The 22,245-nt window shown below is 73.4% G+C and carries 16 protein-coding genes and 1 riboswitch; of the genes, 6 read left to right on the top strand and 10 right to left on the bottom strand.

Annotated features, from left to right (window positions below; translation table 11 throughout):
- Positions 1-198: 198 nt before the first annotated feature.
- A complete protein-coding gene (locus ACZ4M8_RS28500; protein ID WP_467612445.1) occupies positions 199-1,539 on the top strand; it encodes a D-arabinono-1,4-lactone oxidase in 1,341 nt (446 codons plus the stop codon).
- 61 nt (positions 1,540-1,600) lie between these two features.
- On the opposite strand, the gene ACZ4M8_RS28505 is transcribed toward ACZ4M8_RS28500, so the two are convergent.
- Positions 1,601-2,755: a hypothetical protein gene (locus ACZ4M8_RS28505; RefSeq protein ID WP_467612448.1), complete on the bottom strand. Its 1,155-nt coding sequence runs from the start codon at positions 2,753-2,755 to the stop codon at positions 1,601-1,603.
- 498 nt (positions 2,756-3,253) lie between these two features.
- On the opposite strand from ACZ4M8_RS28505, the gene sepH reads away from it, so the two are divergent.
- Positions 3,254-4,324 (top strand): septation protein SepH, encoded by a 1,071-nt coding sequence (gene sepH, locus ACZ4M8_RS28510; protein ID WP_467612451.1) that lies wholly within the window; start codon positions 3,254-3,256, stop codon positions 4,322-4,324.
- 65 nt (positions 4,325-4,389) lie between these two features.
- On the opposite strand, the gene ACZ4M8_RS28515 is transcribed toward sepH, so the two are convergent.
- Positions 4,390-5,226, bottom strand: a complete 837-nt coding sequence (locus ACZ4M8_RS28515) for a sulfurtransferase (protein WP_467612454.1) — start codon at positions 5,224-5,226, stop codon at positions 4,390-4,392.
- Positions 5,227-5,476: 250 nt separating this feature from the next.
- On the opposite strand from ACZ4M8_RS28515, the gene ACZ4M8_RS28520 reads away from it, so the two are divergent.
- Complete coding sequence (locus ACZ4M8_RS28520; protein ID WP_467612457.1) at positions 5,477-6,277, top strand: VOC family protein; 801 nt, start codon at positions 5,477-5,479, stop codon at positions 6,275-6,277.
- Positions 6,278-6,870: 593 nt separating this feature from the next.
- On the top strand, positions 6,871-7,599 hold the full coding sequence (locus ACZ4M8_RS28525; protein ID WP_467612460.1) for a thioesterase II family protein: 729 nt from the start codon (positions 6,871-6,873) through the stop codon (positions 7,597-7,599).
- Positions 7,600-7,826: 227 nt separating this feature from the next.
- On the opposite strand, the gene ACZ4M8_RS28530 is transcribed toward ACZ4M8_RS28525, so the two are convergent.
- From ACZ4M8_RS28530 to ACZ4M8_RS28545, 4 genes are all read right to left on the bottom strand, one after another.
- Positions 7,827-8,477, bottom strand: a complete 651-nt coding sequence (locus ACZ4M8_RS28530; protein ID WP_467612463.1) for a thymidine kinase — start codon at positions 8,475-8,477, stop codon at positions 7,827-7,829.
- 187 nt (positions 8,478-8,664) lie between these two features.
- Positions 8,665-9,855: an alkaline phosphatase family protein gene (locus ACZ4M8_RS28535; protein WP_467612466.1), complete on the bottom strand. Its 1,191-nt coding sequence runs from the start codon at positions 9,853-9,855 to the stop codon at positions 8,665-8,667.
- Positions 9,855-10,448 (bottom strand): DUF5998 family protein, encoded by a 594-nt coding sequence (locus ACZ4M8_RS28540; RefSeq protein ID WP_399084725.1) that lies wholly within the window; start codon positions 10,446-10,448, stop codon positions 9,855-9,857. The genes ACZ4M8_RS28535 and ACZ4M8_RS28540 overlap by 1 nt, the downstream gene beginning before the upstream one ends.
- Before the next feature lie 121 nt (positions 10,449-10,569).
- Positions 10,570-13,551, bottom strand: coding sequence for a bifunctional acetate--CoA ligase family protein/GNAT family N-acetyltransferase (locus tag ACZ4M8_RS28545; RefSeq protein ID WP_467612469.1), 2,982 nt, complete (start codon positions 13,549-13,551; stop codon positions 10,570-10,572).
- Positions 13,552-13,748: 197 nt separating this feature from the next.
- Between ACZ4M8_RS28545 and ACZ4M8_RS28550 the strand changes: the two genes are divergently transcribed.
- On the top strand, positions 13,749-14,030 hold the full coding sequence (locus tag ACZ4M8_RS28550) for an HPr family phosphocarrier protein (RefSeq protein WP_399084731.1): 282 nt from the start codon (positions 13,749-13,751) through the stop codon (positions 14,028-14,030).
- A 318-nt stretch (positions 14,031-14,348) separates the two neighbouring features.
- Here ACZ4M8_RS28550 and ACZ4M8_RS28555 read toward each other — a convergent pair whose 3' ends face one another.
- The 4 genes from ACZ4M8_RS28555 to ACZ4M8_RS28570 all read right to left on the bottom strand — a co-directional run bounded on the left by ACZ4M8_RS28555 (position 14,349) and on the right by ACZ4M8_RS28570 (position 19,240).
- Entirely contained in the window at positions 14,349-15,044 is a 696-nt protein-coding gene (locus tag ACZ4M8_RS28555; protein WP_467612473.1) for a GntR family transcriptional regulator, read from the bottom strand.
- A 239-nt stretch (positions 15,045-15,283) separates the two neighbouring features.
- Positions 15,284-16,060 (bottom strand): M23 family metallopeptidase, encoded by a 777-nt coding sequence (locus ACZ4M8_RS28560; RefSeq protein ID WP_467612476.1) that lies wholly within the window; start codon positions 16,058-16,060, stop codon positions 15,284-15,286.
- 13 nt (positions 16,061-16,073) lie between these two features.
- A riboswitch (cyclic di-AMP (ydaO/yuaA leader) is annotated at positions 16,074-16,229 on the bottom strand.
- 252 nt (positions 16,230-16,481) lie between these two features.
- Positions 16,482-17,864 (bottom strand): M16 family metallopeptidase, encoded by a 1,383-nt coding sequence (locus ACZ4M8_RS28565; RefSeq protein ID WP_467612681.1) that lies wholly within the window; start codon positions 17,862-17,864, stop codon positions 16,482-16,484.
- A 38-nt stretch (positions 17,865-17,902) separates the two neighbouring features.
- Complete coding sequence (locus ACZ4M8_RS28570; RefSeq protein ID WP_399096720.1) at positions 17,903-19,240, bottom strand: M16 family metallopeptidase; 1,338 nt, start codon at positions 19,238-19,240, stop codon at positions 17,903-17,905.
- A 298-nt stretch (positions 19,241-19,538) separates the two neighbouring features.
- Here ACZ4M8_RS28570 and ACZ4M8_RS28575 point away from each other — a divergent pair, with 298 nt between their 5' ends.
- Entirely contained in the window at positions 19,539-21,986 is a 2,448-nt protein-coding gene (locus tag ACZ4M8_RS28575) for a DNA gyrase/topoisomerase IV subunit A (RefSeq protein WP_467612479.1), read from the top strand.
- Positions 21,987-22,245 lie beyond the last annotated feature (259 nt).

Here is a 22,245-nt window from a genome sequence, read left to right on the forward strand (position 1 = left end):
CCCGCAGGCCGCACACCACGTCGAGTGCAACGCAACATGACGCACGAGTTGTCCGGGCCGGGACAACTCCGCCCTCTTCCGGCTCGCATGATTCTCGTCGCCCCACTCGAACTAGCCAGTAACGACTGGCATCATGCGCTCAACTCAGACCGACGGTGGTCCCGTCCGGGGCTGCCCGCGCAGGGAGGGGACGTCACCATGGCAGTCAGCGACGCCGTCGGCGGTTCAGGAGGGCGCGGCAGCGGAAGGGCGTGGCGGAACTGGGCGGGGAACGTCTCCGCCCGTCCTGCTCGCAGCGTGACACCGGCGAGTACTCAGGAGTTGGCGGCCGCGGTTCGGTCCGCCACCGAGGACGGGCTGACCGTCAAGGCGGTCGGCACCGGCCACTCCTTCACCTCGGTCGCCGCCACCGACGGGCTGCTGATACGCCCGGAACGCCTCTGCGGGGTGCGCAATATCGACCGGGTGGCCGGGACCGTGACAGTGGCGGCCGGCACGCCGCTGCACCATCTGAACCGCACGCTGGCCGCTCACGGGCTGTCGCTGACCAACATGGGCGACATCATGGAGCAGACCGTCTCCGGTGCGACCTCGACCGGTACGCACGGCACCGGTCGGGACTCCGCATCCCTCGCCGCGCAGGTCACCGCCCTGGAACTGGTCACTGCCGACGGATCGGTACTGCGGTGCTCGGCCGGAAAACACCCGGACGTCTTCGCCGTGGCCCGGCTCGGCCTCGGCGCGCTCGGCGTCATCACCGAGTTGACGTTCGCGGTGGAACCGCAATTCCTGCTGACCGCTCGCGAGGCGCCGATGCCGTTCGACGAGGTGACCGACCGGTTCGAGGAGTTGGCCACCGAGAACGAACACTTCGAGTTCTACTGGTTCCCGCACACCGGGAACTGCAGCACGAAGCGCAACAACCGCACCCCAGGACCGGTCGCTCCCCCGGGGAAGGTCCGCGGCTGGATCGAGGACGAGTTGCTGTCCAACGGCGCCTTCCAAGCCGCCTGCACTCTGGGCCGGGCCGTCCCGGCGGCCGTCCCGGCCGTCGCGAAACTCGCCAGCCGCGCCCTGTCGGCACGGACGTACACCGACATCCCGTACAAGGTGTTCACCTCGCCGCGCCGGGTGCGGTTCGTGGAGATGGAGTACGCACTGCCCCGCGCGGCCGCCGTTGCCGCCCTGCGTGAGCTGAAGGCGCTCGTGGACCGGTCGGACTTCAAGGTGTCGTTCCCGGTGGAGGTGAGGTGCGCGCCGGCTGATGACATCGCTTTGTCGACAGCATCGGGGCGCGACACCGTCTATCTGGCGGTGCACATGTACCGGGGCACTCCGTACGGTGCGTACTTCTCGGCCGCCGAGCGGATCATGACGGCGCACGGCGGTCGCCCGCACTGGGGCAAGCTGCACACCCAGGACGCGGCATATCTGTCCGGCGCCTATCCGCGGTTCGGTGAGTTCACCGCGGTGCGGGACCGTCTCGACCCGGAGCGGACGTTCGGCAACTCGTATCTACGGCGGGTACTGGGCGAGTGACAGCACGGCTGTGGCCGGCACCCGGGAGGGGCGCCGGCCACAGCCATGATGGGTGGCGCTGTCAGGACGAGCTCGGGTCGGGCTCCTGGGCAGCGGTCTTTCCTCCGGCGTCCTGACCCCCGGCGCCGGTGTCGCCGGTGCCGGTCTTGTCCCCCGACGGCCCTGTGGGCTCGGGCATGGTCGGTTCGGACGACGGGGTGGCACCGTCGGAGGGCGTGGGTGCGGGGGTGGTCGCGGACGAACCTCCGTTCGTGTCACCGCCCGCACCCGGGGTGCTCCCGCCGTCAGGCTCCGTGGTGGTGTCCGGGGCACCGGTGGGGGCGGTGTGGTCCCGCCCCGTGCCGTGGGAGTGGTCCGGAGTGGGCGATGCCGGGGCGTTGTCAGGAGCCGTGTCGCGCTGGCTGCCACCGGTGTGGGCGAGGCGGCCGAGGGTGGTGCCGGCGCCGCCGCTCGCCGTCTCCCCCATGAGCACCTCGACGCCGGTGACCGCCCCCATGGCGAGGACGAAGATGCCGACCGCCCCGAGTGCCGGTCGACGCCAGCCGCGCAGCCGGGTTCCGTACGTGGCGGTGACGGTCTCGTCACCGGGGAACGGCGCCGTCTCCGCACCCCGGTCGGACTTGTCCGGCGCGGCGGCCGCTCCCAGGGCGACGGTGTGCGCGTCGAGGCGCGGCACCAGCTGTGTACGGTCCGTGGCGCGAGGCGGGCGCCCGGGGCGCAGGGCTCGGGTGGCGTCGTCGGGCGGCGCGCCCGCTCCGGGGTGGCGCAGCAGACGGGTCGCCGCGTCGTCTCCGCTGGACACGGTGTTCGCCCGGGGCAGCAGCTGGGTGCGGGTGGCGTCCACCGGGGCGGTGGGCTCCGCGGCGAACGCGGTGGCCTCGTGCGGGGCCTCGTCGCGGTCGAGCGACGGCAGCACCATGGTGGCCGCGGCGTGCGGGCCACTCGTGCGGGTGGCGCCGCGGGGTCGCGGGCGGGTGGCGGCTGTCGCTTCCTTGATCTGCTCACCGGTCCGCCGGAACAGATGCTGGAAGACCGAGCCCCCAGTGGTGGCCACGATGCTGACCACACCGGCGCCGATGATCGTTCCGTAGACGCCGAGCTGGCCCGCGAGAAAAGCGGCGCAGGCCGCCGCGAGGGCGCTGCCGGCGACCTGGGGCACGCTCAGGTCGAGCCGCTTCTCCTTACCCTTCCGGTCGGTTTTGCTTTCTTCGTCCATCTCCAGCCCTTGATCGGCATTTCGATCCGTCTTGCACACCAAAGATACTTTTGTGCGAAGTGAATGGTTCCGGATCTGGCGATTCTGTGAACCTCGCCACCTGCGGGTGTGGTAGAGAGGTCGACAAGGCGACTCAACCCCGTTGCCGCACCCCAACTTCGGCGGCGCGGCGGTGCACTTCAGTGGCCCGAATGGAGTACTGTGGCGAGCCCTGGCCCCGGGATCCCGTCCGGCTGCCCGGACTCACGGGGAGGGGCCCTACAGGTGGCACCCGCCCTGGAGCGCCGCCGCTCGACACGGGTGATCGGTCCCAGGGCAGGCGATTCGGACACCGGCGTTGCGAACAGGTAACCGTCTCGCTTCGGCGTTTACGGGCTCCGGCCCGATCCGCCGGGCAACTCGACAATGTTGTGGCAGGCTGCACCCCGGGCAGGCCACACTCGACCAGCGGAAGCAGCGACGCACGTGACGTCGGCAGGCACCACCCGGGAGGTCCCCATGCCCGAACTGCGTGTCGTGGCCGTCTCCAACGACGGCACACGGCTGGTGCTCAAAGCTGCGGACAGCACCGAGTACACCTTGCCGATCGACGAGCGGCTGCGTGCCGCCGTCCGTAACGACCGCGCGCGCCTGGGCCAGATCGAGATCGAAGTCGAGAGCCACCTGCGGCCGCGTGACATCCAGGCGCGGATAAGGGCGGGAGCCTCCGCCGAGGAGGTCGCCCAACTCGCCGGGATCCCCGTCGAGCGTGTCCGCCGTTTCGAGGGGCCGGTCCTCGCCGAGCGTGCCTTCATGGCGGAGCGGGCCCGGAAGACGCCGGTCCGGCGCCCCGGGGAGAACGCCGGGCCGCAGCTGGGTGAGGCGGTGGCCGAGCGGCTGCTGCTGCGCGGCGCCGACAAGGACAGTGTGCAGTGGGACTCCTGGCGCCGGGACGACGGCACCTGGGAGGTCCTGCTGGTCTACCGCGTCGCCGGTGAGCCGTTCTCGGCCGCTTGGACGTACGACCCGCCCCGGCGGCTCGTCCAGGCCGTCGGCGAGGAGGCGCGGGCGTTGATCGGCGAGGCCGATGACACGCCCGAGCCCAGCTTCCCGTTCGTGCCCCGGATCGCGCGGCTGCCGCGCGACCGGCCGCTGGACCGCGCCCTGGACCGGCAGACGCCGGAGCGTACCGAGCGTGCGGAGCGTGTCGCCCCCGTCGAGGAGGAGGCCGCGCCGCAGGCCGTCGAGGAGGCGGGCGCCGAGCGGGAGCGGGATTCGCTGACCAGTCTGCTGGAGGCGGTGCCGAGTTTCCGGGGCGACATGGTCGTACCGGACAGTGTCGCGGCGGCGCCGGTGGACGAGCCGATGGATGACGAGGTCGAGGAGCCGGCCGCCCCGGCGGCGAGTGCGGGGGCCGGGTCCGCGTACGCCGATGTGCTGATGCCGCGGGCGGTCGCGGGGCACCGGGACCGGCTGACCGGTACCACCGACCGGCAGGCGGAGGCCGACGGGGTCCGCCCCGGACGCCGGGCCGCCGTGCCGAGCTGGGACGAGATCGTCTTCGGCACCCGGCGCAAGAAGCAGGAGTAGCGCCGACGCGCTCACGAGCAGCCCGTCCCGTTCCGCACGGGGCGGGCTGCTCGTCGTGTGAGGGCTCAGCCGGGCCGGTCGCCGGTGGCGACGGGGCGGGAGGAGTCGGCGGTCCAGCCGCTCCACGAGCCGACGTACAGCGCTGCGGGGACGCCTGCCAGGGACAGGGCCAGCACCTCCTGGGCGCCGGAGACGCCGGAACCGCAGTAGACACCGACCTCGGCGCCGGGTTCGGCGCCCAGTGCCGCGAACCGCTCGGCCAGTGCGGCGGCAGGGCGGAAGGTCTGGTCGTCGGTGACGTTCTCCGTGGTCGGGGCGGAGACGGCGCCGGGGATGTGGCCGCCTACGCGGTCGACGGAGGCGGCCTCGCCCCGGTACCGCTCGGCGGAGCGGGCGTCCAGCAGGACGCCGCGGCGGGCCAGGGCCGCCGCCTCGTCCGCCGTCAGCTGCGGCAGCCCGCCGGGCTCGGGCGTGAAGTCGCTCTCCGGCGGCTGCGGGATCTCCGTCGTCACCGCGCCACCGGACGCCATCCAGGCCGCGAGGCCGCCGTCGAGCACGCGGACGTCGCGGTGTCCGGCCCAGCGCAGCAGCCACCAGGCACGTGCGGCGGCCCAGCCGAGCCCGGCGTCGTAGGTGACGACGGGGCGGTCGGACCGTACGCCGGCGCGGCGCAGGGCGGCGGTGAGGACGGCGAGGTCGGGGAGGGGGTGGCGGCCCTCGTCGCCGGGCGGGCCGGCGAGGTCGGCGTCGAGGTCGATGAAGACGGCGCCGGGCAGGTGGCCCGCCTCGTAGTCGGCGCGGCCGTGCGGTCCCTGGAGCTGCCAGCGGACGTCGAGGAGGACGGGCGGGTTGGCACCGTCCGACGCGCTCGCGAGTTCGGTAGCGGTGATGATGTCACTCATGGCAGTCATCCTTGCGTAGGGGCGGCTACGTAGGGAAGGCGGGCGCACACCCTCCGTATGGCGGAGGGAATGCCGCCCGCTCCGGTCACGGTATCGGGGTAACACCCCCGAAAACGGGCGCTCTGCGGGAGGCGGGCTCCGGGTACGGCGCGGCCGGGGTCTGCCACGGGGCGCCTGGTGCGAGCATCTCTGCCCCGGGCCTGGTGCCCGTCCCACGGGTGCCCCGCGAGGGTGCGAGGAGTGAGTGACGATGACGACCGAGGCAGTGACCCGGCGGATGACGGGTGCGCCCTGCTGGGTGAGCCTGCTGACGCACCGTCTGGCCGTGGCGCAGGAGTTCTACGGTGCGCTGTTCGGCTGGGAGTTCCGGCCGGGGCCGCAGCATCTGGGGCCGTACTGCCGTGCCGTTCTGGACGGGCGGGAGGTGGCCGGGCTCGGGGAGCCCGCGGCCGACCGGCGGCTGCCCGTCGCCTGGACGACCTATCTGGCCAGCGACGACGCGGACGCGACGGCGGAGCGGATCCGGTACTGCGGCGGGACGGTGGGCGTGGGGCCGCTGGACGCCGACGACGCCGGGCGGATGGCGCTCGCCAGCGATCCCCAGGGTGCGGTCTTCGGTGTGTGGCAGGGCCGTGCGATGACCGGCACCGCGGCCGCCGGGGAGCCGGGCACCCCGGTGTGGAACGAACTGGTCACCCGCGAGACCCACTCCGCCGGGCCGTTCTACACACAGGTCTTCGGCTACGAGCCGCGGGCGGTGGTCTCGGCGGACTTCGACTACCTGACGCTGTGCCTCAAGGGGCGCCCGGTGGCCGGGCTGCACGGGGTGGGCAACGCGCTGCCGCGTGGGGCGGGACCGCGGTGGCTGACGTACTTCGCGGTGCCGGACACCGATGCCGCGGCCCGGCGGGTGGAGCGGCTCGGCGGCCGGGTGGTGCGGCCGCCGCGCGACTCGCCCCAGGGGCGGCTCGCCACGGTGACCGACCCCGGGGGCGCCGTCTTCACCGTCATCCGGCCGATGTCCGGGGAGGCGGCGGGGGTGGAGGCGTAGGGCGGGTGATGTGGGGCGGTGGGGGCGCGGCCCGGACCGCGCAGGTCCGTGTGCGCGGGAATTGCCGGGCGGCACGGGTTCCGGAGGACCGGCCCGTTGCGGTGCCCCACGGGGCGGGCCCGGCGTGCCCAAGGCCCTTGTGTGTACGGGCGGGGGGCGGCGCGGAATCGGGGACGGCGCCGCACGGTCGCGTGGATCAGCGCAGGCCGCGCGGGCTCGTCATGGTCCGGTGTCTCGACGTGGCGGGGGCGGCGTCCCGGGCCTGGCCGAAGGGCCGCCTCCCGGCCCTCGGCGGTGCTGAGCGGAAGCGTGCCCCCACAGCGTGTACCGGCGTTCGTCGTGCGACAGGAGGAGGGGGCTTCCTGGTCGTCGAGAGGGGCGGTGCCGCGTCCTCCGGTGTCCGGGGCGTCAGCGACACGGGCACGTCGCCTGGCCCCTCCCGGCCGGCGGCCGGTGGCACGGTACGGAATTCCTGTCACCGGAGGTGGTTCCCGGGAGCGCACCGCGCGGGCGCGCCGGGTCGCTGTCAGTGGGCGTCGTTAGACTGGCTCCAGTTCGTTGTGGTGAGGGAACGTGCTGGTCGGGGAGGCAGGATGAGCTGGACGCAGTGTGCTGAGCCGCGGCCGTTCGCGGCACGGCGGGTGATCTGCTTCCCGCACGCCGGAGGGTCACCCTTCTTCTTCCGGAGCTGGAGCAAGGCCCTCTCCGACACCGAGGTGCACGTGGTCTGCTACCCGGGACGCGCCGAGCGGATCATGGAGGAGCCCGCCACCGATCTGGTGGCGATGGCCCGCCGGATAGCCGGCGAGCTGGGCACGTTGCTGCGCGACGGGCGGCCCACGGTGCTCTTCGGTCACAGCATGGGAGCGATGGTCGCCTACGAGGCGGCCGTGGCGCTGGAGGAGGCGGGACGCCCGCCCCGGCATCTCTTCGCCTCCGGCGCCCGTGCGCCGCAGCTGGTCCGGGCCGACCCCGCCGCGGCCGCCGCCTGGGACGACGCGGCGGTCACCGCGACCCTGGCCGAGCTGGGCGGCACCGACGCCGAACTGCTGGACAACCCCGCCTTCCTGGAGCTGGTGGTGCCGTACGTCAAGGCCGACTTCCGGATGCTCTCCCTGTACGGGCCGCCGCCCCGGGGCCCTCTGTCGTGCCCGGTGACCGCGCTCGTCGGGGACACGGACCCCCGGGTGGCGATCGGAGAGGCCGCCGCCTGGCGGGAGGCGACGCGGGGCGCGTTCACGCTGCGGACACTGGCCGGTGACCACTTCTACCTGGCGCAGTACCCGCCCGCGGAGCTGCTCACGGAGCAGGCGGACGGCTGACCGTCCCAGTGGCCTCGCGGTACGGGTACAGCGCGGCCCAGGAGAACGCCGTGCCCAAGGACCGGGACGGCAGGCGTCCGTAAGTGTCCGCCACTTCCGGGAAGGGCCCGCCGAACGGCAGGGCCGCACCTCCCCGGAATGATCACGGAGGTCGGCCCGCGGGCTCCCGCGCCGGGGCCCGCGTAGAGCCCTGAAAGGGCACCGGGACGGCGGGGCTGGAGTGGAGGTCAGGCGGGGTCGACCGGCAGGACGTCCGGGGAGAGGACATCCGCGCGGGCGGTGGCGCTGGTCACCCGGCGCAGGTGGTGGCGCCGGCACAGAACCTCGTAGCCGATCTCGCCCTCGTGCTGGTTCACGTCACCGACGACGACCTGTTCGCCCTCGACGACCATCTCGCCGCCCACGGTGCGGGCGTTGTGCGTGGCGCGCGCCCCGCACCAGCACATCGCCTCGACCTGGAGCGCCTCGATCCGGTCCGCCAGCTCGATCAGCCGCTGGGAGCCGGGGAAGAGCCGGGTACGGAAGTCGGTGGTGATGCCGAACGCGAAGACGTCCAGCCCCAGGTCGTCGACGACGCGGGCCAGTTGGTCGATCTGCTCGGGGTGGAGGAACTGCGCCTCGTCCACGATCACGTAGTCGACCTTGCCGCCCTTGGACATCTCCGAGACGAGATGGGCGTAGAGGTCCATGCCTGGCGCCGCCTCGACGGCGTCCGTCACCAGACCGAGCCGTGAGGAGAGTTTGCCCGCGCCCGCCCGGTCGTCACGGGTGAAGATCACGCCCTGGAGGCCGCGCGCCGAGCGGTTGTGGCCCATCTGGAGCGCCAGGGTGCTCTTCCCGCAATCCATGGTGCCGGAGAAGAAGACCAGTTCGGACATCAGGAGAGGGTGACCTTTCGGACGGGCGGGACGCGGGGGACGCCGCGCGGCCCGGAGCACCGCCCGGCCCCTCCGGGCGGGCGGCCGCTTCGGGGCATGACGGATCGCGGGCCTTTCGGGCTCATGGTGGCAGGACGGAGTGGCGGGACGGCGCGGCGTCAGGCACGGCCGGGCACGGACACGCGGATCAGGTACGGACCTCCAGCAGCGGAACAAGCTGCTCCACCGGGGTCATCGACCCGTGCATACCGACCATCTTCGACTCACCGGGCTCACGCTCGCTCGCGATGATCACCATGTCGGCGTGGGCGGCGGCGACGACATCGCCGATCCGGCCGCGCACCCGGTCGTCGACGTGCGGACCGAACCAGCCCGCCGCGATGGCCTCCTCGCGGCTCGCCACCCACATCTGCTCACCGACGACCTCCCGCCACACGGCGAGCACGTCGTCCGCCGCGCCCGGGTGGGCGTAGACGTGGCGGGCCCGGCCCTCACCGCCCAGCAGCCGGACACCGGCGCGCAGTTCCCAGTCCTCGTCGAAGTCGATGCGCGACTCCGGATCGAAGGGAATGTCGATCATGCCGTGGTCGGCGGTGACGTACAGGGCACTGCGCGGCGGGAGTTGTTCGGCCAGGCGCTGCGCGAGCCGGTCGACGTACATCAGCTGACCGCGCCAGGCGTCGGAGTCGACGCCGTAGCGGTGGCCGTTGCCGTCGACCTCGGCGTAGTACGTGTAGACCAGCGAGCGGTCACCGGCGGCGAGTTGGGCGGCGGCGAGGTCCATCCGCTCCTCGCCGCTGAGGCGGCCGTGGAAGGTGCCGCCGCTCAGCGCGATCTTGGTCAGCGGGGTCTGGGCGAAGTGCGGCGCGGAGACCTGGCAGGTGTGCACACCCGCCGCGTCGGCGAGCTGGAACACCGTCGGGTACGGCTGCCAGGCGTACGGATCGGTCCACGGCTGCCAGCGGAGCTGGTTCATCAGCGCGCCGGAGGACGGGTCCTCGCAGGTGTAGCCGGGCAGACCGTGCGCGCCCGGGGGCAGGCCGGTGCCGACGGAGGCGAGGGAGGTGGCGGTGGTGGCGGGGAAACCGGCGGTGAGCGGGCGGCCGGTGCCGTTGCACGAGGTGTCCAGGAGGGACGTCAGGAACGGCGCCTCGTCCGGGTGGGCGCGCAGCAGCTCCCAGCCGAGACCGTCGACGAGGAAGACGCAGGCCCGGTCGGCGGGCGCCAGCTCCATCGCCGTCGGCGGGCCGGACACGCCCTGACCTGCGACGACGGCAGGCAGCAGATCGGCGAGCGAGCCCGTGCCGTAACGGGGCAGCGGGGCGGTCAGCGGGTCGAGCGGCTCGGGCTCCGGCCAGGCGGGGGCGGTGTACCCCATCAGCGGGCGCTCGTGGTGGCCGCGGTGGCCTCGGAGAGCGCCTGTGCGAAGGTGAGCGTCTCGCGGACGGAGTCCGGTCCGTCGCCGGCCTCGCTGACCCGCAGCGAGAGATCGTCGGCGGTGGAGGAGCCGGTGTAGCCGTGATCCGCCTCGCAGTTGGGGTCACCGCAGGTGGCGGGCTCCAGGTCGAGTCGGGCGACGGCGCCCCAGCCGATGGTGAGCACGACCTCGCGGGGCAGCTGACCCGGGGTGTACGACTCCGGATTGGCCACGACCCGGCTGAGCACCACCGACGAGATCCGGCCCAGCTTCACGGACTCGGTGGAGGTCGTGGCGTACGGGGACGGGGAGGTGGCGTCGGCGGCCTGCTCATCGGTGTGGCTGACGATGAAGCGGGTGCCGGTGAGGACGAGGACGGTCACATGGCGGCGGACCTCGTTGGCGTCGAAGGTCGTCTCCTGGTGCACCAGGTACGCCGCGACCGGCTCACCGCCGACGGCGGCCTGCACCGCCTCGGCCACGAGGGCCGGGTAGTAGCCGCTGCGCTCGATCGCCGCGCGCAGCCCCTGGGTCGTCGTACCGGTCTTAGCCATGTCCTCCATCTTACGGGCCCGCACGCGGGCGGCAGGACGCCCGGGACAGGCCGGTCCGCGGGGCCGGTCCGGCCCGTCCGGGGCGGTGGGCACGGGGCCGCTCCGCGGGCCGGGCGGGCGGTCAGTAGACGGGCAGGCGGCGGGGGCCGAGGTCGGTGGTGGCGGGTGGGCGGGCCAGGCGGACGGTCGCCCCGAGGACGGACAGGCCGCGCGGGGCGACGACGACCGGCTCCAGGTCGACGCCCACCACCTCGGGGTGGTCGTCGACGAGGCGGGAGACCCGCAGCAGCACCTCGGCCAGCGCCGCGGTGTCGACGGGCTGCGAACCGCGCCAGCCGAAGAGGAGAGGAGCGGCGCGGATCGAACGGATCTGGGCCTCGACGTCGCGGTCGGTGGCGGGGATGAGGCGGTGCGCGATGTCGCCCAGCAGCTGTGAGGGGGCGCCCGCCAGGCCGAACGAGAGGACGGCGCCGGCCGCCGGGTCGATGGCGGCGCGGACCACCGTGTCGACGCCGCGCGGCACCATCTTCTGGACGACCGGCGCCAGCTCCTCCGGGGTGCCGAGGGCGGCGGTCAGCTCGCCGTAGGTGCGGCGCAGGTCCTCCTCGTCGGCGATGTCGAGGCGGATACCGCCCAGGTCGCTGCGGTGGCGCAGGTGGGGCGCGGTGGTCTTGAGGGCGACGGGGTAGCCCAGGCGGGCGGCGGCGCGGACGGCGGCGTCCGGGCCGGGGGCGGGCAGCGACGGCTGGGTGGCGATGCCGTAGCGGGCGAGCAGGGCGGCGGCGTCCTCGGCGGGCAGCGGGACGGAGCGGCCGGGCGGCGGATCGAGGCGGTCGAGCAGCCGCGCGATGCCGGCGCCGGCCGCGGCCTCCTCGATGTCGTCGTACGCGGGGACCCGGCCCGGCTCCCCGGCCTCCCGGCGCCAGGCGGCGTACCGCACGGCCTCGGCGAGGGCCCGGACGGCCCGCTCGGCGGCGGGATAGGCGGGGAGCGGCGTGCGGGCGGGCGGATACGTGGCGGGCGCGGATGCCGTGGCAGGCGCGCCGCCCGGGGTGGCAACGGGTTCGGCGGATGCTTCGGGTCCGGTCGCTGCTTCGGTGTCCTGCGGGGTGGGGCCGGGCGCGGCGGCGGGGCGGGCGAACGGAGTGGCGCCGCCAGGGGGCGTTGCGGCGGTCGCCCCCGGAGCGCCGCCCCCGGAGGCGTCGTCGGGCCCGCCCGGGACGCCCGGGGCGGCGAGCGCCGCCGCGAGGGTGTCCATGGCGAGGTGGACGACGGCAACCGGTTTAGCGGGGCCGGCGGCGGCCGCCGAGCGGAGCGCCTCGGCCAGTTCCTCGGCCTCCCCGGGGGTCGTCGCGTCGCCCTCGCCCACCCAGGGGATCGCGGTGACCACGACGGCGTCGCAGCCCTCGCCCGCCAGCTCCTCGGTGAGGGCGGTGTGGAAGTCGCGCGGGGTCGCGGCGGAGGGCAGCACCCGGGGGCGCCGCGGGCGCAGGCCCTCGGTCAGGCACGCGTCGTAGGCGAGGAGGGAGAGCGCCTCGGAGTTGCCGAGGACGGCGACGCGGGCGCCCGCCGGGAGGGGCTGGGAGGCCAGCAGCAGCCCGGCGTCGAGGAGTTCGGTGACCGTGTCGACGCGGATGACGCCGGCCTGCCGCATCAGGGCGGCGACGGTGCTGTCCGGGATGCGGACGGTGGGGACCGCGTGCCCCGGGGGCGCGGTGCCGTGGTGGCGGGCGCCCTTGGCGACGACGACCGGTTTGACGGCGGCGGTGCGGCGGGCGAGGCGGGTGAACTTGCGGGGGTTGCCGATGGATTCGAGGTAGAGGATCGCGACGTCGGTGTCCGGGTCGTCGTACCAGTACTGGAGCAGGTCGTTCCCGGAGGCGTCGGCGCGGTTGCCCGCGGAGACGAAGGTGGAGACGCCGGCGGGCGAGCCGTCCCCGGGGCCGCGCTCGTGCAACCCGCTGAGCAGGGCGATGCCGATCGCGCCGGACTGGGTGAACAGCCCGATGCGCCCGGTGGCGGGCATCACCGGTGCGAACGAGGCGTTCAGCCGGACGCCGGGCGCGGTGTTGATCAGGCCGAAGGCGTTCGGGCCGATCAGCCGCATGCCGTAGGAACGGGTGCGGTGCAGCAGGGCGCGCTGGCGCTCGCGCCCCTCCGGCCCGGCCTCGGCGTATCCGGAGGAGAGGACCAGGACGCCCTGGACGCCGTGCTCCCCGCAGTCGTCGATCACCTCGGGGACGCGGTCGGCGGGGACGGCGATGACCGCGAGGTCGACGGGGCCGTCGATCTCCCGCAGGGAGCGGACGGCGGGGACGCCCTCGGGGTCGAGGCGGCCGGCCCCCTCGGGGAAGGCGTGGTTGACGGCGTGGACGCGGCCGGTGAAGCCGGAGTCGAGGAGGTGGCGCAGGGCGGTGCGGCCGACGCCGCCGGGCTCGCGGCCGGTGCCGATGACGGCGACCGATCCGGGGGCGAGGAGCCGCTGCATGGAGCGGGCCTCGGCACGCTGCTCGCGGCCGCGCATCACGGCCATGGACTGCTCGGTCGGTTCGAGGTCGAATTCCAGCCGGACGACGCCGTCCTCGAAGGTGCGCTGCTGGACGTAGCCGGCGTCCGTGAACACCTTGATCATCTTGGTGTTGGCGGGGAGCACCTCGGCGGCGAACCGGCGGATGCCGCACTCCCGGGCGACGGCGGCGATGTGTTCCAGGAGCGCGGAGGCGACCCCGCGGCCCTGGTGGGCGTCCTGCACCAGGAAGGCGACCTCCGCCTGGTCGTCCCCCGGGGCCTTGGCCGGCCGGCCCCGGGCGTCGATCCGGTCGTAGCGGACGGTGGCGATGAACTCGCCGCCCACGGTGGCGGCGAGGCCGACCCGGTCGACGTAGTCGTGGTGGGTGAAGCGGTGCACGTCGCGGTCGGAGAGACGGGGGTAGGGCGCGAAGAAGCGGTAGTACTTCGACTCGTCCGAGACCTGCTCGTAGAAGGAGACCAGACGTGCGGCGTCGTCGGGGGTGATCGGGCGGATCCGGGCGGTGCCGCCGTCGCGCAGCACCACATCGGCTTCCCAGTGGCTCGGGTAGGCGTGATCCGGCGGCTGCTGCATGCGGACAGCGTACGGCCGGGCACCGACAACCGGCTCGGTGTGCGGCCCTGCCCGGGGACGCCCGGCCGCCCGTCCCCGGGCAGGGCCGGCGGGCCGGGGCGGACGTGGCGCGGAACACCGGGGGCGGGGCTTCCGCGGCACGGGGGCCGCCATGAGAGAGTGGTCTAGACAACCGTAACGACTTGAAGGGCAACACCATGGCTGAGCGCCGCGTCACTGTCGGTTGGGCCGAGGGGCTGCACGCCCGTCCCGCCTCGATCTTCGTCCGTGCGGCCACCGCCGCCGGGGTCCCCGTGACGATCGCCAAGACCGACGGCACCCCCGTGAACGCGGCCTCGATGCTCGCGGTGCTGGGCCTGGGCGCCCAGGGCGGCGAGGAGATCGTGCTCGCCTCGGACGCCGAAGGGGCGGAAGCCGCGCTGGAGCGCCTGGCGAAGCTGGTCGCCGAGGGGCTCGACGAGCTGCCGGAGACCGTCTGAACCGGGACGCCCCCACCGCCCCCTGACCGGGGCACCGCCCCGCCGCCACGACCGACACGGTCACCCGCGGCGGGGTCTTCCCTTTCCCGGGCGCTCCCGCCGCGCGGCCCCGCACGAGCCGGCGGGCACCCGCCGAGCGGACCGCTCCCCGCCCGCGCGCTTCTCCACCGCACGAGCGGCCCGTACACGGAAAACGCGCAATTCCACGGCGCGGGAATTCCCCGGGCCGGTCCGATTTCCGCTCGCGTCGATTTCCGTAATTCCCCGCACGGCACCGAAAAGATTCCGCCACCGGTCCGCCGTCCCGTAAACCGGGTCCTAAACGGAACGCATCCGCCCGGCGCCGGCGGAGCACGGCGGACGGCGTACCGCGGTCGCCGGGCGGCGGCGCGGACGGTACGCCGGGAGCGACCGCGCGACGTGCGACGCCATCAGGGCGCGCGCCGCCTCCGCGTCGCCCCGGGCGACTGCGTCCAGCACCGCGCCGTGCTCGTCCCACGTCTCCGCGTACCGTGCCGGGCGCTCGACGACGTACATCCAGTCGATCTTCCGGCGCACCTGGGTCAGCAGCGCGGTCAGTCCCGGGTTGCCCGCCGCCCGCGCCAGCGTCTCGTGGAACCAGCCGTCCAGCCGGGGCAGATCACCGGGGCAGCCGCGGTGGACCCGCTCCCTGCCGAGCCGCACCACGCCCCGTAACACCTTCAGCTGCGCGTCGGTGCGGCGGGCGGCGGCGCGGGCGGCGCCCATCGGCTCCAGGAGTGCCCGCAGGTCCAGGAGGTCGGCCGCCTCCTGCGCGGTGGGCGCCGCGACACACGCCCCCGCATGGCGCCGCGCGGTGACGAACCCCTCGGACTGCAGGGTGCGCAGCGCCTCACGGACCGGCACCCGGGAGACGCCGTAGCGGGCGGCCAGAAGGTCCTCGACGAGCCGGCTGCCCGGAAGCAGCGCGCCGGAGACGATGTCGTCGCGGATCGCCGTGGAGATGCGCTGCACGGAAATCTGACCTCGCGTCATCGTGGGCGCCTCCACCGTCCTTCCCGGAAAACGCCGCCCCGCGGCGCCTTTCCGGCGACTCTATTCGACGGTGAAGGCTCCTTCACCGCCTTCACTTGTTCATGGAGATCTTTTGGTGAGCGCATTCCCGGACCCCGGGAAATCCGGCCGACCGACCACCCGTCACCGGACACGGCGGAGCCCCGGTCGCCCTGTGGGGGCGAGCCGGGGCTCCGGGGGCCGCGCGGGGCGGGCGGACGTCAGACGTTGACGCCGTGCGCGCGCAGGTAGGCGACAGGGTCGATGTCCGAGCCGTAGTCCGGGCCGGTACGGGCCTCGAAGTGCAGGTGGGCACCGGTGACGTTGCCGGTCGCGCCGGACAGACCGATCTGCTGGCCGGGCATCACCCGCTGGCCGACCGAGACGCCCAGCTGCGACAGGTGGCCGTACTGGGTGTAGGTGCCGTCGTTCATCTTGATGACGATGTTGTTGCCGTACGCACCGCCCCAGCCCGCCTCGACGACGGTGCCCGCGCCGACGGCGTGCACGCTCGTGCCGGTGGCGGCGTGGAAGTCGATACCGGTGTGCGAACCGGAGGACCACAGTCCGCTGGACGCCTGGTAGGCGGTGGAGACGTACGAGCCGGAGATGGGCGCGACGAAGGCGTTGAGGCGCTTGCGCTCCTCCTCACGGGCCGCGCGGACCTTCGCCTCGTGCCGCTTGTCGGCCGCCGCCTTGGCGGCCTTGGCCTGCTTCTCCGCGTCGGCCTCGGCCTTCGCCTTGGCCTCGGCGGTCTCGGCGACGGCCTGCTGCGCGTCGGCCTGGGCCTCGATCCGCTCGGCGAGTTCGTCACCGATCACGACGGCGCGGTGCAGTCCGGTGTCGTGCGCGGCACCGGACGTGGCGGCCATCGCGGGCGAGGCGACGGAGGCGACGACGCCGGTGGCGGCGAGACCCGCGACGGAGGCGATGTTGCGGGTCGTCCGGGCGCTGCGGCTCGGACGGCGGTGTTTCCCGGTGGCACGGGTGAACGCCATGTGCTGGCTGGTCCTTTCCTTCCTTCTCGCCTACCGGGTTAGCTGACGGGTTCGGAGCAGGAAGGTCTCCTACGGGCTCCTCCGGGGAGGCGCCCGATTCACCCCAGGGGACATGTGGGTCCCCGGCTCCCCTGGCTCGCGCCGTACGGGGACTCGGCGATGACTGTCCGGTGCCGCGGTTGCGGCGTGCTACTGACGGACAGCGCGCATGACGCTAATCGTGGCAACTTTCAATCGGCAAACAGAAACGCCATATTGTGCGTTACACCACACCGCGACAGCGGAACCAGAACCGGACATACAGGCGATCCCGGGGGCGGACGACCGCCCCCGGGATCCCGTTTCGTCCCCTTACGCCGAGCCTCCGCACCGGAAGGCGGGCGCCGCGGTGGCCCGGCCGGGCCACCGCTCCACCGGACCGTCAGCCGCTGACGACCTTCACCTCACCGATACCCAGCGCCCGCACGGGCTCCGCGATCCGCGCCGCGTCACCGACCAGCACCGTCACCAGCCGGTCGGCAGGGAAGGCGCTGACCACGGCGGCGGTCGCCTCGACCGTGCCGGTCTCGGCCAGCCGCGCGTACAGCTGCGCCTGGTAGTCGTCCGGCAGATGCTGCTCCACCTGGTCGGCGAGGGTCCCCGCGACCGCCGCCGCCGTCTCGTACTTCAGCGGCGCGACACCGACGAGGTTCTGCACCGCGACATCCCGCTCGGCGTCCGTGAGGCCCTCCGCCGCGAGGGTGCGCAGCACCTTCCACAGGTCCTCCAGGGCCGGCCCGGTGGACTCCGTGTCGACCGAGCCGCTGATCGCCAGCAGCGAGGCGCCGACCGGGCCGCCGGGCGCGTCCGGCGCCGACGAGCGCAGCACCTGCCCGAAGGAGCGCACCCCGTAGGTGTAGCCCTTCTCCTCCCGCAGCACCCGGTCCAGACGCGACGTCAGCGTGCCGCCGAGGCAGTACGTGCCGAGGACCTGCGCGGGCCACTGACGGTCGTGACGGTCGGCTCCGATCCGGCCGATGAGCAGCTGCGTCTGCACCGCGCCGGGACGGTCGACGATCACCACACGGCCGGTGTCGTCCGCGGTGATCGGCGTGACGGTCACCGGCTCGGCGGCGGGTCCCTGCCACACGCCCAGCGTGTCGGCGAGCGCCGCGTCCACGTCGATGCCGGTGAAGTCACCGACGATCACGGCGGTGGCCGCCGCGGGTCGCACATGCGCCGCGTAGAACGCCCGGACGGCCGCCGCGTCGATGCGGCCGACGGTCTCCTCGGTGCCCTGCCGGGGCCGCGACATCCGGGACGACGCGGGGAACAGCTCCTTGGACAGCGCCATCGCGGCGCGGCGCCCCGGGTTGGCCAGCTCGTGCGGGATCTCGTCGAGGCGGTTGCGCACCAGGCGCTCCACCTCGCTCTCGGGGAAGGCGGGGGCGCGCAGCGCGTCGGCGAGCAGCCCCAGGGCGCCCGGCAGCCGGGAGGCCGGGACCTCCAGGGAGACCCGGACACCGGAGTGGTCGGCGTGGGCGTCCAACGTGGCGCCGCACCGCTCCAGTTCGGCGGCGAACTCCTCGGCGTCGTGCCGGTCGGTCCCCTCCGACAGCGCCCGCGCCATGATCGTGGCGACGCCGTCCAGCCCCTCCGGCTCGGTCTCCAGCGGCGCGACGATGTCGACCTCGACGGCGACGACCTGCTGGCCGGGGCGGTGGCTGCGCAGCACCGTCAGGCCGTTGGGCAGTGCGCCGCGCTCGGGCGCCGGGAAGGCCCACGGCCGGGGCGCCCCGCCCTTGGGCTGCGGGTGGAAGGTCATCTCGCTCATGGCCAGGTCCTCGCGGGTGGTGGCGTCGCTCACCGGTCCGCCTCCTCGTCGTTGTCGGCGCTGTCGTCGGCGGCGGTCGGCTCGTACACGAGCACCGCGCGGTTGTCGGGGCGCAGCCGGGCCTGGGCGACCGCCTGCACCTCCTCGGGCGTGATGTCCAGGACACGCCCCACGGCGGTCAGCGCCAGCTGCGGGTCGCCGAACAGGACGGCGTAGCGGCACAGTTCGTCGGCGCGGCCGCTGACCGTCGCGAGGCGGTCGAGCCACTCGCGCTCCAGCTGGGCCTGCGCCCGCTCCATCTCCTCCGGGGTGGGCCCCTCGGCGGCGAACCGGGCCAGTTCCTCGTCGACGGCGCTCTCGATGTCCGCGACCTCCACACCGCCGGACGTCTTCACGTCCAGCCAGCCCAGGGACGGGGCGCCGGCCAGCCGCAGCAGGCCGAACCCGGCGGCGACGGCGGAGCGGTCGCGGCGCACCAGGCGGTTGTAGAGGCGCGAGGACTCGCCGCCGCCCAGCACAGTCAGCGCGAGGTCGGCGGCGTCCGCCTCACGGGTGCCGTCGTGCGGCAGGCGGTAGGCCGCCATCAGGGCACGGGCGGGCACCTCCTCCTCGACGACCTCCCGCAGCTGACCGCCGATGATCTCCGGCAGCTCACCGCTGCGCGGCGGCTGCTTGCCGTCGTGCGAGGGGATCGACCCGAAGTACTTCTCGATCCAGGCGAGCGTCTGCTCGGGGTCGATGTCGCCGACCACCGACAGGACCGCGTTGTTGGGCGCGTAATAGGTACGGAAGAACGCCCGCGCGTCCTCCAGGGACGCCGCGTCCAGATCGGCCATCGACCCGATGGGCGTGTGGTGGTACGGGTGCCCCTCCGGGTACGCCATCGCCGTCAGCTTCTCGAAAGCCGTGCCGTAGGGGACGTTGTCGTACCGCTGACGGCGTTCGTTCTTGACGACGTCGCGCTGGTTCTCCAAGGACTCCTCGTCGAGCGCCGTCAGGAGGGAGCCCATGCGGTCCGCCTCCAGCCAGAGCGCCAGTTCCAGCTCGTGGGCGGGCATGGTCTCGAAGTAGTTGGTGCGCTCGAAGCTCGTGGTGCCGTTCAGCGAGCCGCCGGCGCCCTGCACCAGCTCGAAGTGGCCGTTCCCCTTGACCTGCGCGGACCCCTGGAACATCAGGTGCTCGAAGAGGTGGGCCAGGCCCGTGCGGCCCTTGACCTCGTGGCGGGAGCCGACGTCGTACCAGAGGCAGACCGCCGCCACCGGTGTCAGAGGATCCACCGAGAGCACCACGCGCAGGCCGTTGGCCAGCCGGTGCTCGGTCGCTGTCAGGCCGCCGGAGCCGGCTTTTTCTGTGGCCGTGTGACCCATGGGCATGTACGTCCCTTCGATCCGCTTGCGAAGAAGTCCTGTCACTGTATGCAACCGCGCCGACATCTGGCGAAGTTCCCGCCCGACCGCCCCCGTACGAGCGGCGGCGGACGCGCCACGGCCCCGTGGAGGGGAGTCGCGTCCGGCGTTGTCGGTGGGGCGGTCCACAATGGTCCGCGTCAAAGTCATCAGCAGACTCACCGGCCGATCCCCGCCGGCCGGAACGGCAGCCGTCCACCGACGGCCGGCCCACCCCACACATCGACATGTAGACGCAGCAGAAGGAGCCGCAGCCGCGATGGCCCGCCGCAGCACGAAGACCCCGCCGCCGGACGACTTCGAGGAGAGGATCCTCGACATCGACGTCGTCGACGAGATGCAGGGTTCCTTCCTCGAGTACGCGTATTCGGTCATCTACTCCCGCGCCCTGCCGGACGCCCGGGACGGCATGAAGCCCGTGCAGCGCCGCATCCTCTACCAGATGAACGAGATGGGTCTGCGCCCCGACCGCGGCTACGTCAAGTGCGCCCGCGTCGTCGGCGAGGTCATGGGCAAGCTGCACCCCCACGGCGACGCCTCCATCTACGACGCCCTGGTGCGCATGGCCCAGCCGTTCTCGATGCGGCTGCCCCTGGTGGACGGCCACGGCAACTTCGGCTCGCTCGGCAACGACGACCCGCCCGCCGCGATGCGGTACACCGAGTGCCGGATGGCGTCCCCGTCGTCCCTGATGACGGAGTCGATCGACGAGGACACCGTCGACTTCACGCCGAACTACGACGGCCAGGAGCAGGAGCCGGTCACGCTCCCCGCCGCGTACCCGAACCTCCTGGTCAACGGCGCGTCCGGGATCGCCGTCGGTATGGCGACAAATATGCCGCCGCACAACCTCGGCGAGGTCATCGCCGCCGCCCGCCACCTCATCAAGCACCCCGACGCCGACCTCGAGACGCTGATGCGGTTCGTGCCGGGCCCCGATCTGCCCACCGGTGGCCGGATCGTGGGGCTGGGCGGGGTGCGCGACGCGTACGAGAAGGGCCGCGGCACCTTCAAGATCCGCGCCACGGTCGCGGTCGAGAACGTCACCGCGCGCCGCAAGGGCCTCGTCGTCACCGAACTGCCCTTCACCGTCGGCCCCGAGAAGGTCATCTCGAAGATCAAGGATCTGGTCGGCGCGAAGAAGCTGCAGGGCATCGCCGACGTCAAGGACCTCACCGACCGCGAACACGGTCTGCGTCTGGTCATCGAGATCAAGAACGGCTTCAACCCGGAAGCCGTCCTGGAACAGCTCTACAAGCTGACGCCGATGGAGGAGTCCTTCGGCATCAACAACGTCGCCCTCGTCGACGGCCAGCCGCTGACCCTGGGCCTCAAGGAGCTGCTGGAGGTCTACGTCGACCACCGCTTCGAGGTCGTCCGCCGCCGCAGCGAGTTCCGCCGCGGCAAGCGCCGCGACCGGCTCCACCTGGTGGAGGGCCTGCTCACCGCCCTTGTCGACATCGATGAGGTCATCCGCCTCATCCGCTCCAGCGAGAACAGCGCACAGGCCAAGGAGCGACTGATCGAGCGCTTCTCCCTGAGCGACGTCCAGACGCAGTACATCCTGGACACGCCGCTGCGCCGGCTCACCAAGTTCGACCGCATCGAGCTGGAGTCGGAGCGCGACACGCTGCGCTCCGAGATCGAGAAGCTGACCCGCATCCTGGAGTCCGACGCCGAACTGCGCAAGCTGGTCTCCGGCGAACTCGCCGCCGTCGCCAAGAAGTACGGCACCGAGCGCCGCACCGTCCTGCTGGAGTCCGCCGGCACCTCGGTCGCCGCGGTCCCGCTGGAGGTCTCCGACGACCCGTGCCGGGTGCTGCTGTCGTCGACAGGGCTGCTGGCCCGCACCGCCGGGGTGGACACCCCGTTCGACGCCGACGCCAAGCGGGTCAAGCACGACGTCATCGTCTCCGCCGTGCCCGCGACCGCCCGCGGTGAGGTCGGCGCCGTGACCTCGGCGGGACGGCTGCTGCGCCTGCCGGTGATCGACCTGCCGCAGCTGCCCGGGACGGCGGCCGCCCCCAGCCTCGCCGGCGGCGCGCAGCTGTCGGAGTTCCTGACGCTGCAGGACGGCGAGAGTCTGATCTGCCTGACCACCCTCGACGAGTCCTCACCGGGTCTCGCGCTCGGTACGGAACAGGGCATCGTCAAACGCGTGGTGCCCGACTACCCGGCGCACAAGGACGAGTTGGAGGTCATCACCCTCAAGGAGGGCGACCGCATCGTCGGCGCCGCCGAACTCCGCACCGGTGAGGAGGACCTGGTCTTCATCACCGACGAGGCGCAACTGCTGCGGTACCCGGCGGCGCAGGTCCGGCCCCAGGGCCGCCCGGCGGGCGGTATGGCCGGCATCAAGCTCGGCGCGGGCGCCAAGGTGCTCTCGTTCCATGCCGTCGATCCGGCGGCCGACGCGGTGGTCTTCACCGTCGCCGGTTCCCACGGCACGCTCGACGACTCGGTGGCAACCGCCAAGATCACGCCGTTCGACCAGTACCCGCGCAAGGGCCGCGCCACCGGTGGCGTCCGCTGCCAGCGCTTCCTGAAGGGCGAGGACTGTCTCACCCTCGCCTGGGCGGGCACCGCTCCCGCCCGCGCCGCCGACGCCAAGGGCACCCCGGTCCCCCTCCCGGAACCGGACCCGCGCCGCGACGGCTCCGGCGTACCGCTCACCAAGCCGGTGGCGGCACTGGCGGGCCCGGCGTAGCGGCATGACGGGGCCGCTGTCGGCCGCTGCGCCGGTAGCAGTGGCCGACAACGGCGCCTGGGTGCTGATGGGGCGTTCCTGTACCACGTGAGGTGGTGGAGGGGCGCCCCCTTCCGTGTGCGGAGTGGGGACGGGGCGTCGAGATGTACGGGCGGGCTGCTGTCACTGCTGGCCGGGGGCGGAGGCTGCAGGCGGGGTGCGGGGGTGTTGCTGTCTCTTCCGCGTCTTGTGCCCTTGGGTTCGTCGTCTCTTGCGTCGC

Source organism: Streptomyces sp. NPDC027185, assembly GCF_055567035.1.